We start from the raw sequence: 559 nt of genomic DNA, 5'->3' as shown, positions 1-559 counted from the left end.
ACTCGGCGTCGAGCGCAACGTGTTCCGCTACCGCCCGGTCGAGGCCGATGTGCGCATCGCCGAGGACGCGCCGCTCGTCGAAGGCATCCGCGTGATCGCCGCAGCCCTGCGCAGCGGCAGCCCGTTCACGGTGTCGGCGACGGCGCTGCCCTCGCGCGTCGAGAAGGCGCTGCGCGCCCACGGCGTGACGGTCTCGCACGCCAAGGACGCGGCCTGGGTCAAGGGCTATGCGAAGGCGGCGGCGAAGGCCGCGCACAGCTGGAAGCGGCTTCGTCTCGTCGGTGGCGACGCCTCGGTGCTGTTCGAGGCACTCGGCGGCACGCCGGATGTCGCGGTGTGGTCGCACGCGGTGACGGGTGCCGGCCGTGTCGAGATGCTGCCCTTCCTGCACGAGCAGGCCGTGTCGATCACGAACCACCGGTTCGGCAACCCGACGACCCTGTCCGACGGCCTGATCTGACCCCGGTCTGACCCCGGTCTGACCCCGGGGTCGACCTACCGAACGGGCACGGCTTCGGATCTGCGGCCGGACACGCCGCCGAAACGACGGATGCCGCGG

General features: G+C 71.9%; 1 pseudogene. It reads left to right on the top strand.

Annotated features, from left to right (window positions below):
• Positions 1-460 (top strand): annotated as a pseudogene (locus tag RTM68_RS17295) (1-pyrroline-5-carboxylate dehydrogenase); the annotation flags it as partial.
• Between the last annotated feature and the right edge of the window lie 99 nt (positions 461-559).

Origin of the sequence: Microbacterium sp., from assembly GCF_031988965.1 — a bacterium.
GTDB lineage: Bacteria > Actinomycetota > Actinomycetes > Actinomycetales > Microbacteriaceae > Microbacterium.
Note: the sequence above shows the minus strand (reverse complement) of the source record. Positions and strands in the feature narration are given on the sequence as shown.